At 66.9% G+C, this 14,209-nt stretch carries 7 protein-coding genes; 6 read left to right on the top strand and 1 reads right to left on the bottom strand.

All coding sequences use genetic code 11. From position 1 onward, the window contains the following. Window positions 1-2: 2 nt before the first annotated feature. Window positions 3-740 carry a GntR family transcriptional regulator gene (locus EJC47_RS03325; RefSeq protein ID WP_126845481.1) on the bottom strand — a complete coding sequence of 246 codons (738 nt, stop codon included), beginning with the start codon at window positions 738-740 and terminating at the stop codon, window positions 3-5. 256 nt (window positions 741-996) lie between these two features. On the opposite strand from EJC47_RS03325, the gene EJC47_RS03320 reads away from it, so the two are divergent. Genes EJC47_RS03320 through EJC47_RS03295 form a run of 6 tightly spaced genes read left to right on the top strand, consistent with a single transcriptional unit; the run spans window position 997 to window position 14,206 of the window. Continuing rightward, the gene (locus EJC47_RS03320; RefSeq protein WP_312845330.1) at window positions 997-3,369 is read left to right on the top strand and encodes a beta-N-acetylhexosaminidase; all 2,373 of its coding nucleotides are present in this window, start codon (window positions 997-999) and stop codon (window positions 3,367-3,369) included. Then, a complete protein-coding gene (locus EJC47_RS03315; RefSeq protein ID WP_260591460.1) occupies window positions 3,369-5,972 on the top strand; it encodes a beta-mannosidase in 2,604 nt (867 codons plus the stop codon). The genes EJC47_RS03320 and EJC47_RS03315 overlap by 1 nt, the downstream gene beginning before the upstream one ends. Beyond that, window positions 5,969-8,518: a glycoside hydrolase family 3 C-terminal domain-containing protein gene (locus EJC47_RS03310; protein WP_126845480.1), complete on the top strand. Its 2,550-nt coding sequence runs from the start codon at window positions 5,969-5,971 to the stop codon at window positions 8,516-8,518. Before EJC47_RS03315 ends, EJC47_RS03310 begins: the two co-directional genes overlap by 4 nt. After that, on the top strand, window positions 8,515-9,945 hold the full coding sequence (locus tag EJC47_RS03305; protein WP_126845479.1) for a glycoside hydrolase family 125 protein: 1,431 nt from the start codon (window positions 8,515-8,517) through the stop codon (window positions 9,943-9,945). Before EJC47_RS03310 ends, EJC47_RS03305 begins: the two co-directional genes overlap by 4 nt. After that, window positions 9,942-12,260 (top strand): GH92 family glycosyl hydrolase, encoded by a 2,319-nt coding sequence (locus EJC47_RS03300; RefSeq protein ID WP_126845478.1) that lies wholly within the window; start codon window positions 9,942-9,944, stop codon window positions 12,258-12,260. Before EJC47_RS03305 ends, EJC47_RS03300 begins: the two co-directional genes overlap by 4 nt. A gap of 14 nt (window positions 12,261-12,274) precedes the next feature. Next, window positions 12,275-14,206, top strand: coding sequence for an alpha-L-fucosidase (locus EJC47_RS03295; RefSeq protein ID WP_126845477.1), 1,932 nt, complete (start codon window positions 12,275-12,277; stop codon window positions 14,204-14,206). Window positions 14,207-14,209 lie beyond the last annotated feature (3 nt).

Below are 14,209 nucleotides of genomic sequence, written 5' to 3'. Positions count from 1 at the left end.
GCCTACAGGTCGGACAGTTCGGCGACGAAGTCGTAGGCGTCACCGCGATAATAAGACCGCGTAAATTCGGCCGCACGGCCATCTTTCAGGAAGCCACGCCGCTCGATCAGCAAGCCCGGATGCCCGGCGCTGACGCCCAGCATCTTGGCATGTTCGGGCCCGAACGGCACCGCGCGCAACCGCTGCAGCGCGCGCACCGGGCGGCTGCCAGCCTTGTCGAGCGCGGTATAGAGCGAGTCCTCGACCGCGCTGATGCCGGGCAGGCAGTAACCGGCGATGGTCGAGAATTCGAGCGCCATCGGCTGGTCATCGGCATAGCGAATCCGGTGAAAGCGGTAGACCGGTGTCCCCGGCGACAGCCCCAGCGACATCGCTTCGTCGGGGTCGACCGTCCCCGCTGCCCGGCTGATCCAGCTGCTCGACGCGGTCTTGCCGCGCGCCGCCATGTCTTCCGAAAAGGACGACAGTTTCGAAAAGCTCTTTTCGACGCGCCCGGTAACGAACGTCCCCGCACCGCGCCGCCGCGTCAGCAGGCCTTCCTCAACCAATCCGCCAATCGCCTTGCGCACGGTGATGCGCGAAATATCATATTCGATGGCGAGGTCGCGCTCCGCCGGAATCGCATCGTCTTGCGCCAGCACATCGTGCGCGATAGCCTCGCGGATGAGGTGCTGAAGCTGCAGGTAGAGCGGTGCCGGATTGCCTTCGCGAAACTGTCCGATCTGTTGCGAAAACGCCAATGCCCATCCCTTTCGCCGCGACGTGATACGCCCCGTCTCGTGCGTGCGTCGCTGTGTGAGCAGCCAGCCTAATCAAAGCGTGGCAGGTGAGCAATCGGGATTGTTGCGATTTCATATTGGTATGCTTCGCACGAATGCCGCACCGGTCGATCCCGCAGTTTTATATCAAAAACCGTTATCCGGTCCGCTTGCAAGTGGACTTATATTGGTTACACTTCGAGCCAAAGATACGCCAGAGCGGCGGCAGGGAGATTTTATGATGCAAAGCAAGCAGCGCGGCACCGCGGAGCGCAATTTTCGGCGGTGCGGTGCTACGCTCGGAATGCTGTCCTCGCTGCTGATCACCGCATCGGCGACGGCGCAAACCACGCCATCTACGCTCCCATTACTCCCGCTTCCCGCCAAGATCACGCGCACGGCCGACAGCATCACCATCGCCAATGGCGCGGGCGTCGCCGTGCCCAACGGCGATGCCGAAGCCGAAGCCGCCGCGCGCCTGCTGATCGCGCAAGTCGCCACCACGCGCGGGCTCGCCCTGCATACCGCCAGCGACGGAGCGGCGATCCGCTTCGTGCGCGATCCAGCGATTGTCGGCGCAGAAGCCTATCGCCTGACCGCCGATGCGAGCGGCATCCGGATCGCGGCTTCGGCGCGCGGCGGTTTCGTCTATGGCGCGATGACGCTGGCGCAATTGCTCAGCCCCGATCAGGCGTTCGGCAAACCCGTCACCGTCCCCGGCGTCGATATCAGCGACGCGCCGCGCTTCGCCTGGCGCGGCGTGATGGTCGATGTTGCGCGGCATTTTCAGCCATTGCCCTCGCTCTACCAGATCGTCGACCAGATGGTGGCGGTGAAGCTCAACGTGCTGCATCTCCATCTGACCGACGATCAGGGCTGGCGTTTCGAGGTGAAACGCTATCCCAAGCTGACCGAACTGGGTGCCTTCCGCGCGCCGCCAAGCACCGGCGGCCCCGCCCCGACCACGCGCGTTGGCGGTTTCTACACCCAGGCCGAACTGCGCGATCTGGTCCGCTATGCCGCCGAACGCGGCATCACGATCGTCCCCGAAATCGATCTGCCCGGCCATGCGCAGGCGCTGGTCGCGGCCTATCCTGAGATCGGCGTGTTCGGGGATCGTCCGGTCGTATCGCACGATTGGGGGGTCAATCCCTATCTGCTCAACCCCGGCCCCAAGGGCGTCGCCTTTGTCGAGAACGTGCTCGATGAACTGATGGCGGTGTTCCCCGGCAGCTTCATCCATCTCGGCGGTGACGAAGCGGTCAAGGATCAGTGGGAACGCTCGCCCGAAGTCCAGGCGCAGATGGCCAAGCTCGGGCTCAAGACCGAAAATGCGCTGCAAAGCTGGCTGATCGACGAATTCGGCCGCTATCTCGCCAGCAAGGGGCGGCGGCTGATCGGCTGGGACGAAATCCTCGAAGGCGGACTGCCGCCTTCGGCCTCGGTGATGTCGTGGCGCGGCGAAAAGGGCGCGGTCGATGCCGCCAATGCCGGACACGATGTCGTGCTGACCCCGGCACCGACGCTGTACGTCGACAGCCTGCAAAGCGACCAGCGCGACGAACCACCCGGCCGTTTGTCGATCCAGACGCTGGCCGATGTCTACGCTTATGATCCGCTACCCAAGGGCATCGATGCCGACCGCGCGAAGCATGTGCTCGGCGCGCAGGTCAATGCGTGGAGCGAATATCTCGTCACGCCGTATCAAGTCCAGCACGCGATCTTCCCGCGTGCGGCGGCGCTGGCCGAAAACACCTGGTCGAACGCGCCGCGCGATTTCACGAGCTTCGCCACACGCCTTGCCCCGCAGGCGGCGCGCTGGCGGCGCGGTGGGATCGAGGTGGCCGACAGCGCCTTTGCTGTAACCTACGCCCTGCAAGGCGCGCGCGGCGATGCGCTGCGGGCAAATAAAGTGACGGTTGCGCTCGCTACGCAAGTCCCGGTCGGCACGATCCGCTATACGCTGGACGGCACCGCGCCGACGGCACGCTCGCCCGTTTATGCAGCACCGCTCAGCCTTGTCCCAGGCGCGACGATCAAGGCCGCCGCTTTTGACACAGACGGCATCGCCACCGCGCGCATCCGCGATTTCGCGACGAGCCGCAGCGCCTTGCTCTACCGCAACGCCTCCGACCTGGTGTCGTGCCCGCGCGGCGCGCTGGGGCTGCGCGTGCCGCTGACCGCTGATGCCGAAAGCAACGGTCCTGCTTTCAACATCAACCTGTTCGACACGTGCAGCGCCTATCCGGCGGCCCCGCTGGACGTGGCCGGCGGTTTCACGATCGAGGTCGCGCGGCTGGCACGCCATTACGGCCTGGCGCATGAGGCCTCGGCCGTGCGCGAGCCCTATAGCGTCACCGCGCATGGAGAATTGGTCGTGCTCACCGGATGCCAGGCAGGCCGCAAGGGCGCGCCCGACAAGGATGCCCCCAAACCCGTCGTGGTCGCGACCTTCCCGCTCCCCGACCCCGCCGCATCGCCGACCAAGATGACGTTCAAGGGCACCTTGCCGCTGATGACCGGGGACCGTGACTTGTGCTTCCAGTTCACCTCGCCCGTCGCCGAGCCTTATTATGCCGTATCGGCGGTCCAACTGACCGAGCGCCGCTAATGCGTAGGACGCTGCGCCGCGCGATCCTCGCCGCACTGCTCGTGGGCGCGGCAGCGCCGCTTGCCGCCGCACCGCGCACCACGGTTAGCCTCGACGACGGCTGGCAGGCGCGGATCGCGCCGTCGGACAGCGCTGCGGTCACCGCGCACAAGGAGTTGACGCGCTGGTTCCCGGCGCACGTGCCCGGCAGCATCCAGCAGGATCTGATCGCACGCCGCCGCGTGCCCGATCCGTTCCTCGCCACCAACGAAGCCGCGATCCAGTGGGTCGGGCGCACCGACTGGCTGTACCGCCGGGCGCTGCAAGTGACGCCCGCGATGCTGGCGCGCGATCATCTCGATCTGGTGTTCGACGGGCTCGACACCTTCGCCACCGTGACGATCAACGGGCAAGTCGCGCTCACCGCCGACAATGCCCATCGCCGCTGGCGCATCGCCGCCAAGCCGCTGCTCAAGGCCGGTGCCAACGAAATCCTGATCACCTTCGCCGCGCCGATCAAGACGCTGCAACCGATGGTGCTGGCGCAAAAGGCTTCGCTGCCGGGCGAATATGATTCCGCATTCGGCGACGAACCCAAGGGCCGCCAGACCTCGCCTTATATCCGCAAACCCAAATACCATTACGGCTGGGATTGGGGCCCACGCATCCTCAACGTAGGTCCATGGCGTCCGGTGCGGCTGGAAGCCTGGGACGAGGCGCGGATCGACACGCTGCGCGTCGACCAGGATGCGCTGAACGATAGCGAGGCGCGCCTGTCGGCCAAGGCCGTCATCCAGGCCGATCGCGAGACTGTCGCCAACGTCCGCGTCACGCTGACCGCGCCCGACGGATCGCAGCAGCAGGTCGTGCAGCAGGTGACACTTGCCCCAGGCAGCAACGCCGTGTCGGTGCCGATCACCGTCGCCAACCCGCAGCGCTGGCAACCGGTCGGCTATGGCACGCAACCGCTCTACCGCGTCACCGCGACGCTCAACCAGAATGGCGAGGCAACCGACACTGCCGAGCGCCGCATCGGCCTGCGTACGGTCGAACTGATCCGCGGCGGTGGCGCAATCGGCTTTCGCGTCAACGGCATCCCGATCTTCGCCAAGGGCGCGAACGTCATCCCGTTCGACAGCTTCCCGGCCCGCGTCACCCCAGCCTCGATGCGCCCGCTGCTCACCGCCGCGCGCGACGCCAATATGAACATGCTGCGCATCTGGGGCGGCGGCTATTATCTCGACGATGCGTTTTACGACATGGCCGACGAAATGGGCCTGATGGTGTGGCAGGACTTCATGTTCGGCGGTGCCGTCACCCCGCCCGATGCCGCCTATCGCGAGAATGTCCGCATCGAGGCGGAGCAACAGGTCGAGCGGCTCGGCAACCATCCCTCGATCGTTCTGTGGTCGGGCGGCAATGAAGTGCTGTCGGGCTGGGAGAATTGGGGCGATCGCAAGGCCTTCAAAAAGGCGGTCGGCGCCGATGAGCAGGAACGCATCGGCGCTGGCATGGCGGTGCTGTTCGATCGTGTGCTGCGCGATGCGGTGCTGACGCGCTCGCCCGGCACGCCCTATTGGCCCGGCTCGCCCTCGACCGATTATGAAGGTCCGGTCGATACCGATGCGTCGGGCGACCGCCATTTCTGGGATGTGTGGTCGGGCTCCAAGCCGGTCGAGCGCTATCTCGACGCGTGCCCGCGCTTCATGTCCGAATATGGCTTCCAGGCGATGCCCGACATGGCGACGGTGCGCGCCTTTGCTGGCAACGGCCCGCTCACCCCCGAAAGCCCGGTGCTGAAGGTGCATCAGAAGTTCCTCGCCGGGGAAGGCAATGAACGGCTGTTGATGTACATTCGCGACCGGCTCGGCGAGCCCAAGGACATTGCCGACTTCGTCTATCTCAGCCAGGTCAACCAGGCAGAGGCGATCGCACTCGCCGCCCTCCACCACCGTTCGTGTCGCCCGGTGACGATGGGGTCGCTCTATTGGCAGTTGAACGACGTGTGGCCGTCCATCTCCTGGTCGAGCATCGATTATGACGGGCGCTGGAAGCTGCTCCATTATGCCGCGCGCCGTTTCTTCGCGCCGCAAGTGATCGTCGCCGAACATAAGGACGCCGCCACCCGCATCGCCTTGGTGTCGGATGCGGTCACGCCGATCGCAGCGCGCTGGCGCGTCCGCGCGTTCGACATGGCGGGCAAGCCGCTTGGTGAACAAAGCGCGGCGGCAAATATGCCTGCTTTGTCCGCCACCGATGTCGCCAAGCTCGACGATGCGACGGTGTTCGCCGGGGCCGATGCCAACAACAGCTATGCCGTCGCCGAATTGCTGGTCGGTGACGCCGTGGTCAGCCGCGCCATCATCGAGCGCGGCGTGCCCAAGACGATGCACTATCCCGATCCCGGCCTGACCGCGACGTGGAGTGGCAAGAGCGTCACCATCCAAAGCACAGCGCTCGCCCGCGCGGTCATGCTCGACTTCGGCCAGATCGGCGCGCATCCCTCCGATAACGGCTTCGACCTGTTGCCGGGCGAAAGCCGCACCATCACCGTGACGTCCACCACGTCGCCCACGGCGCTTGCCGCCGCCCTAACCCTCCGTTCGCTGGGATCCCGTCGATGATCTGGATGTTGCTCGCCGCCGAGGCTGCGCAAGTTGCTCCCGCCCCCGAAACGCTGACCACCGCGCAAAAGGCGGCCCAGCTGCAAAGCAGCGCGCCCGCCGATCCCGCCGCCGGTCTGCCGGCGTATGACTGGTGGAATGAAGGCCTGCACGGTCTCGCGCGCAATGGCTATGCCACGGTGTTCCCGCAGGCGATCGGCATGGCGGCGACGTGGGACGCGCCGTTGCTCAACCGCATCGGCGATGTCGTCGCCACCGAAGCGCGCGCCAAGTTCAACGCGCAACCGGTTTCGGCCGATCGCAAGATCTATCAGGGGCTGACGATCTGGTCGCCCAACATCAACATCTTCCGTGATCCGCGCTGGGGCCGCGGGCAAGAGACCTATGGCGAGGATCCCTATCTCACCGGCCATCTCGGTGTCGCCTTCATCACCGGACTGCAAGGGCCGGACCCGAAGCACCCAAAGGTCATCGCCACGCCCAAGCATCTCGCCGTCCATAGCGGTCCCGAGGCCGGGCGCGACGGTTTCGATGTCGACCCGTCGCCGCAGGATCTGGAAGCGACCTACCTCCCCGCCTTCCGCCTCGCGGTGACCGAGGGCAAGGCGCAGTCGCTGATGTGCGCCTATAACGCCATCCACGGTGTCCCCGCCTGCGCCAATGCGCCGCTGATGGTCGATCGGCTGCGTCATGATTGGGGCTTTGCCGGCTTTACCGTCTCGGATTGCGACGCCATCGCCAATGTCCACCTGTTCCACCATTACCGGCTCGACGCGGCAGGGGCTGCGGCGGCCTCGCTCAAGGGCGGGACCGACCTCAATTGCGGCACCACCTATGCGGCGCTACCCGAAGCGCTCCAGCGCGGCCTGATCACCAGTCAGGACATCGACACCGCGTTCGACCGCGCGATGGCCGCGCGCAAGGCGCTCGGCATCGTTTATGGCGCAACCAGCCCGTGGTCGCGCATTTCGCCCAGCGACATCGGCACGCCCGAACACCACGCCGTCGCGCTGGAGGCAGCGCGCAAGGCGATCGTGCTGCTCAAGAATGACGGCAACCGGCTTCCGCTCAAGGCCGGAACCCGCGTCGCGCTGATCGGGGCGGATGCCGATGACATTGGCGTGCTGCAGGGCAATTACCACGGCACAGCTCGCACCCCGATCACCCCGCTCGAAGGCCTTCGCCAGCAATTTGGCACGGATAATGTCCGCTACGCGCAAGGCTCGGTGCTCGCCGATGGCGCGCCCGTGCTCGTCCCCGAAACCGCCTTGCGCTGGAATGGCGCGCCGGGGCTGCAAGCCGAATATTTTGCGGTCCCCGGCACCAGCGGCACGCCCGTCGTCACGCGCGTCGAGCGCCATATCGATCACGACATCAACCGCGCGGTCCCGGCCCCTGGTCTCGGGGCACAGTGGAGCGCGCGCTGGACCGGCGAACTCGCGCCTCCTGGCCACGGTGCCTATCGCCTCGTCCTTGATGTCCCCGCCTGCTGGAAATATTGCAAATCGCACGATGCCGCGCGGCTGTGGATCGACGGCAAGCAACTCGCCGAAGGAGAAATCAAGAAGGGCCGCATCGAAGTAAACTTCGACAGCGACGGCCAGGCCGTGCCGTTCAAGCTCGAACTCGACCATGTCAGCGACGATGAAGGCGTGCGGTTGTTGTGGCTGCCCCCCGCCGAACCGCTGATCGCCGAGGCCGTGGCCGCCGCCAAGGCCGCCGACGTGGTGGTCGTCTCGGTCGGCCTCTCGCCCGATCTTGAAGGCGAGGCGCTGTCGGTCAGCGTGCCGGGCTTCGTCGGCGGTGACCGCACCGACATCGCGCTGCCGCACGCCCAGCAGCGCCTGATCGCCGCGCTCAAGGCGACCGGCAAGCCGCTGGTGCTGGTGCTGACCAGCGGCAGCGCGGTCGCGCTCGATCCGAACGATGCCGACGCGATCCTCGCCGCCTGGTATCCGGGAGAGTCTGGCGGCACCGCAATCGCCGAGACGCTCGCCGGGCGCAACAATCCCTCGGGACGCTTGCCCGTCACCTTCTACGCCCACACCACCGACCTGCCCGCCTTTGTCGATTACGGCATGAAGGAGCGCACCTATCGCTACTTCACCGGCACGCCGCTGTGGGGCTTCGGGTACGGCCTCAGCTACACCCGCTTCGCGTATACCGCCCCGACCAATACGGTCAGCGTCGCCGCCGGGCAAAGCGCGACGGTGCGCGTGCGTGTCGCCAATGTCGGCGCGCGCGACGGTGAAGAGGTCGTGCAGGCCTATCTCGTCCCGCCGGCCACCAAGGGGGCTGGCTTCACCACGCCAGTGCTCCAGCGCCAGTTGGTCGGCTTCAAGCGGCTTGCGATCGCGCGCGGCAAGGCGGGCGATGCCAGCTTCACGCTCGATCCGCGCAGCCTCAGCCTGGTCGCGCGTGACGGCACGCGCGCGGTCGAGCCCGGCGCGTACCGCCTGTTCGTCGGCGGCGGCCAGCCCGGCAGCGCGCCCGGCAGCTGGATCGACCTGACGATCACCGGCACGCGGCAGGAGTTGCCCAAATGATCCTGACCAGGCGTGAAGCCATCATCGGTAGCGCGGCGGGCGCCGCGCTGGTCGCCTCGCCCGCGCTCGCCGCAGCGCCACTCCCCAACAAGCGCCCGCCGGTCAAGGAACGGCTGTTCACCAGCCGCGCGGTCGAGCGCGAGATCGCGCGCGTCTCGGCCAAGATCGGCGACCCCAAGCTGCGCTGGATGTTTGCCAATTGCTATCCCAACACGCTCGACACCACGGTGCGGATGAGCACGGTGGACGGCGCGCCCGATGCCTTCGTCATCACCGGCGACATCCCGTGCCTGTGGCTGCGCGATTCCTCGGCGCAGCTCGCCCCCTATCTCCATCTCGTCCGCGACGATGCCGCTTTGCGCACGCTGTTCCACGGGCTGATCGCGCGGCAGGCACGCTCGATTCTGATCGACCCTTATGCCAACGCCTTCATGGAAGATCCGACCGCCCGGACCAACCTCGGCTGGGCGAAGGACGACAAAACCGAGATGAAGCCCGGCGTCGCCGAACGCAAATGGGAGATCGATTCGCTCTGCTATCCGATGCGGCTCGCGCACGGCTATTGGCAGGCCACGCAAGATCCCGCGCCGTTCGACGCGCGCTGGGCGGCGGCGGCGCGGCTCAGCATCGCCACTTTCCGCGAACAGCAGCGCAAGCATGGCCCCGGCCCCTACCGCTTCCTGCGCGACTCCGATCGCAATACCGAAACCCAGCCGCTTGATGGCTATGGTAATCCGTCGCGCCCCGTCGGGCTGATCCATTGCGGCTTCCGCCCCTCGGACGATGCCTGCCTCTACCCGTACCTCATCCCCGCCAATCTGTTCGCGGTCAGCGCTTTGCGCGAACTGGCGGTGGTGGCGCAGGGCGCGCGCGGCGATGCGGCCTTGGCGCAAGACGCCAGCGCGCTCGCTGCCGAGGTCGAGCGCGCGCTCGCCCAATATGGCCGGATGCGGCTGCGCGACGGGCGCGAAGTATGGGCCTATGAGGTCGACGGCTTCGGCAATGCGCTCTTCATGGACGATGCCAACGTGCCCTCGCTCTCCGGCCTCGCCTATCTCGGCTGCGTCGCGCAGACCGATCCGCTGTGGCAACGCACCCAGGCTGCCGCATGGGGCCCGGACAACCCCTATTTCTTCAAGGGGCAAGCGGGTGAAGGCATTGGCGGCCCGCATGCCGGGCTGCGCCAGATCTGGCCGATGTCGCTCATCGTCCGCGCGCTGTCGAGCGACGACCCCGCGGTGATCCGCGCCTGTCTCAAGACGCTGCGCGATACCGATGCCGATACCGGCTTCATCCACGAAACCTTCGATCAGGACGACGCCCGCAAATTCACCCGGGCATGGTTCGCCTGGGCCAATGGCCTATTCGGCGAGATGATCGTGCGCCTGGCCAATACCCGCCCCGCTTTGCTGGAAGATACCCTGTGACCATCGACCGCCGCACCCTGCTCAGCAGTTCCACCCTCGCTCTGTTCGCCAGCGCGCTGCCATGGCGGCTCGACGCCCGCGCCCCCGCGACCTCCCCCAATCTGTTCGTCGGCACCGGCGGCGACGGCCATACCTATCCCGGCCCGACCTTGCCCTTCGGCATGGTCCAGCTCGGCCCCGATACCGATGTCGAGCGCTGGGCGACCTGTTCGGGCTATCACCATGGCGACGGCTCGATCATGGGCTTCAGCCACACCCATCTGTCGGGCACCGGGATCGGCGACATGCTCGACGTGCTGGTCGTGCCGACCACCGGACCGGTCAACCTCATCCCCGGACCGCTCGACAACCCCGATGCGGGCTATCGCCAGCGCTATTCCAACGAGATCGCCGAGCCCGGCTCCTATCGCGTCACGCTCGAATCGGGGGTGTGCGCCGAACTGACCACGACCGAACGCACCGGCTGGCACCGCTATACCTATCCGAAGGGGCCGGGGCATGTGCTGATCGACCTGTCGCATCTGATCCTCGACACATCGGACCATGCGCCTTTGGTCGATGAGGCGAGCCTGGCGATCGACGCCGACGGCACCATCACCGGCAGCCGCCGCGTGTTCCGCTGGGCCAAGGGGCGGCGCATCCACTTCGCGCTGCAAAGCTCGCGGCGGCCCGACCGCGTCACTTTCTACGGCGATGGCGATGCCGAGCAACCTGCGGGCACCGCGCAGGTCTCCGGCAAGCGTCTGAAAATGGCGCTGCACTGGAACGATGCCGGGTCGGCACCGATCCTGCTGCGCTGTGGCGTTTCGGGTGTCGATGTCGCAGGTGCGCGGGCCAACCTCGCCGCCGAGGCGTCGCATTGGGACTTCGACCGCACGCTCCGCGCCGCACGCCAGCGCTGGGCAGAGGCGCTGGGCGTGGTGCAGGTCGAAGGCGGCAGCGCCGACCAGCGCAGTATCATGGCCTCCGCGCTCTATCATGCGCAGCTTGCCCCCACGCTCTTCTCGGATGTCGATGGCCGCTATGTCGGGCTCGACGGGCAAGTCCACACCGTGCCGCAGGGCGGTGCCGCCCACAGCACCTGGTCGCTGTGGGACACTTATCGCGCGCTGCACCCGCTGCTGACGCTGGTCGCGCCCGACCGGACCAAGAGCCTGATCGACGACCTCATTCGCCAGACCCAGCAATCGCCCTACGGCCCGTTGGTGTGGCCGCTGCAGGGCAAGGAAACCGGCACGATGATCGGCTGGCACGGCGTCGTCCCGCTGGCCGAGGCCCAAGCCAAGGGCATCCCCGCCGATTATGCCGCCGCCTGGCCCGCCATCGCCAGGCGCAGCTTCGATTTCAAGGCACCCGAGCAGGACAACAGCCTGGGCCGCGAAGTTTATGACAGGCTCGGCTATGTCCCCGCCGACCAGGTGTTCGAAAGCGTCAGCCGCACGCAGGAATATGCCTATGACGATTGGGCCTCGTCGCACATCGCCCGCGCAGCCGGGGCCGAGGCGGACGCGCAGCGCTTGCTCGAACGCTCGGGCAATTGGCGCAATGTCATCGACCGCGACACCGGCTTCGCCCGCCCGCGCTTCGCCGATGGCAGCTGGTGGACGCCCTATGATCCGGTCCAGCTCGGCCATATGCCAAAGCCGTGGTGGCGCGATTATACGGAGGCCAATGGCTGGCAGGCGACCTTCCTCAACCAGCACGACCTCTATGGCCGGATCGCGCATGTCGGCGGCGATGCCGCGTTCGCGGCCAAGCTCGACGCCTTCTTCTCCGCACCCTCGACGCTGCCCGACAATGCTCCGCCCGACATTTCCGGGCTGGTCGGCCAATATGCGCATGGCAACGAACCCGACCAGCACGCCGCCTATCTCTATGCCTATGTCGGCCAGGCGTGGAAGACGCAGGCGATGGTACGGCGACTGTGCACCGAAATGTACCGCAACGCGCCCGATGGCATCATCGGCAACGACGATTGCGGCCAGATGAGCGCGTGGTTCGTCTTCTCGGCGCTCGGTTTCTATCCGGTCGATCCGGTCGAGGCGGCGTATGTGTTCGGCTCGCCCTTGTTCGAACGCGCGACGGTGCGCGTCGGCACGGGCCGTACCCTCACAATCGAAGCACCCGGCAACCGCGCCGACACGCCCTATGTCGCGGCCGTCACGTGGAACGGCAAGCCGTGGAGCAAGAGCTGGATCGACCACCGCACGCTGAGCGGCGGCGGCACGCTGCGCTTCACCATGTCGGCCACGCCCAACCCCAGCTTCGGTGCCGCGCGCGCCGATCGTCCCCCATCCTTCGGCCATTCGGCCTGATCCCGGAGCCCCACATGACCCATCCCTCGCGCCGCGGCGTGATCGCCTCCGGCCTTGCCGCCACCGCTCTGCCCACGCTTGCCACGCCCGCTTTGGCCAAGACCGCGCCCAGCGGTGCGCCAAAGCCATGGGGCGCGACCCCCTCGCCGCGCCAGCTCGCCTGGCACACGCGCCAGCAATATGCCTTCGTCCATTTCTCCATCAACACCTTCACCGACAAGGAATGGGGCTATGGCGATGAGGACCCGGCGCTGTTCAACCCGACCGATTTCTCGCCCGACCAGATCGTAGGCGCGGCGAAGGCTGCGGGGATGACCGGCATCATCCTCACCGCCAAGCATCATGACGGCTTCTGCCTGTGGCCGACGCTGCTGACCGAACGCTGCATCCGCAACACCCCTTACAAGAACGGCAAGGGCGACATCGTCGGCGAGATGGCAGCGGCCACCCGCCGCGCCGGCCTCGCCTTCGGCCTCTATCTCTCGCCCTGGGACCGGCATCATCCAGACTATGGCCGCCCGGCCTATGTCGACTATTTCCGCAAGCAGATCGTCGAGCTGTGCACGCGCTATGGCGAATTGTTCGAATTCTGGTTCGACGGGGCCAATGGCGGCGACGGCTATTATGGCGGTGCGCGCGAGACGCGGAAGATCGATGCCCCGGCTTATTACGACTGGCCGACCACGATCGCTTTGGTCCACAAATATCAGCCCATGGCCTGCACCTTCGATCCGCTCGGTGCCGAAATCCGCTGGGTCGGCAATGAGGATGGTGTGGCGGGCGACCCGTGCTGGCCGACCATGCCCAACCACCCTTATGTCCTGTCCGAGGGCAATAGCGGCGTGCGCGGCGCTGCCCTGTGGTGGCCCGCCGAAACCGACGTGTCGATCCGCCCCGGCTGGTTCTACCACGCCGATGAAGACGCCAAGGTCAAGACGCCCGAGCGCTTGCTCAAGCTGTTCGATGAATCGGTCGGGCGCGGCACCAATCTCAACCTCAACCTGCCGCCCGACCGGCGCGGCCGCCTGGCCGATACCGATGTCGCGGTGCTGCGCTCCTTTGGCGCGGCACAGGCGGCGACCTATGCGCGCGATTTGGCCAAGGGGGCTGTCGCCCATGCCAGCGCGGAGCGCTCCGCCGCGTTCAGTGCCGCGCGCGTACTCGACGGTCGGCCCGACAGCTATTGGTCGACGCCCGATGCCGACCACACCCCGACGCTGACGCTCGATCTACCGCCCGCGCGCAGCTTCGATCTGATCCGTATCCGCGAATATCTGCCGCTCGGCGTGCGCGTCACGCGCTTCGCGGTCGATGCCGAGGTCGACGGCGTATGGAAAACGTTCGCCGAGCATGAATGCATCGGCGCACAACGCATCATCCGCTTGCCCGCGCCCATCACCGCGCGGCGGCTGCGGCTGCGTATCCTGGAAGCGCCCGCTTGCCCGGCAATCAGCGAGATCGCGTTGTTCCGCCAGGTTCAACCCGTCGCCGTCGCCCCGGCGCGGTCGAGCGACCCGACGATCCTGTCGACCAAGGATTGGCACATCGTCGCTGCCACCGCGCCGGGTGCAGAAGCGCTGCTCGACGACGATGCCGCGACCCGCTGGACCACCCCGGCCCCGACGCCGGGCACCCCCGTCAGCGTCACGATCGACATGGGGCAAGTGGTTGCGCTGGCCGGGGTCAGCATCTCGCCCTCGCGCACCATCGCCAAGGATGTGTCCCCGCCGCGCGACTATCGTTGCGAAACCAGTGTCGATGGCACGCACTGGGAAGCGGCGGGCAGCGGCGAGCTTGCCAATATCGCGTATGCGCTCGCCACGCAGCGCCTGACCTTCGACCACCCGCGTCCGGCGCGTTTCCTGCGCCTGTCGTTCGACGCGCCCGCGCTGCCGACGGGATCGATAGCGCTGGCCGGGATCGGAGCGTTTACCGTCAAGCGCTGACGG

The organism is Sphingomonas sp. TF3, from assembly GCF_003985085.1.
Classification (GTDB): Bacteria; Pseudomonadota; Alphaproteobacteria; order Sphingomonadales; family Sphingomonadaceae; genus Sphingomonas.
This window is presented reverse-complemented; position numbering and strand designations above follow the sequence as displayed.

Bases quoted from the DNA above. Each gene is read 5' to 3' on its own strand.
- EJC47_RS03320 (WP_312845330.1), top strand. From the start codon at position 997: ATGATGCAAAGCAAGCAGCGCGGCACCGCGGAGCGCAATTTTCGGCGG.
- EJC47_RS03315 (WP_260591460.1), top strand. From the start codon at position 3,369: ATGCGTAGGACGCTGCGCCGCGCGATCCTCGCCGCACTGCTCGTGGGC.
- EJC47_RS03310 (WP_126845480.1), top strand. From the start codon at position 5,969: ATGATCTGGATGTTGCTCGCCGCCGAGGCTGCGCAAGTTGCTCCCGCC.
- EJC47_RS03305 (WP_126845479.1), top strand. From the start codon at position 8,515: ATGATCCTGACCAGGCGTGAAGCCATCATCGGTAGCGCGGCGGGCGCC.
- EJC47_RS03295 (WP_126845477.1), top strand. From the start codon at position 12,275: ATGACCCATCCCTCGCGCCGCGGCGTGATCGCCTCCGGCCTTGCCGCC.